1 pseudogene is annotated in these 201 nt (G+C 65.7%); it reads right to left on the bottom strand.

Annotation, left to right across the window (positions count from 1 at the left end):
- Positions 1 to 201: pseudogene (locus tag NO357_RS21385) on the bottom strand (family 16 glycosylhydrolase); the annotation flags it as partial.

Raw genomic sequence — 201 nt, 5'->3', positions numbered from 1 at the left:
CGCCGAGCAGGGTCAGGTTCTCGAGATTGTCGCCGAGGATGTAGCGCACCGTCGAGCGCACCTCGTCGGTGCCCTGGTCGGCAAGCTCGACGATCTGGAGGGCCGCGTCGTCGGTGATGTAGATGTCGTTGCCCGTGCCGCCGAACACATCGCCATTCAGCGTGCCGTTGCGGCCGTCATAGGTGTCGTCACCGCCGCCAA

It is taken from the genome of Marimonas arenosa (genome assembly GCF_030848945.1).
Classification (GTDB): domain Bacteria; phylum Pseudomonadota; class Alphaproteobacteria; order Rhodobacterales; family Rhodobacteraceae; genus Marimonas; species Marimonas arenosa.
The sequence above is the reverse complement of the archived record's forward strand: the minus strand, read 5'-3'. Positions and strand labels throughout refer to the sequence as shown.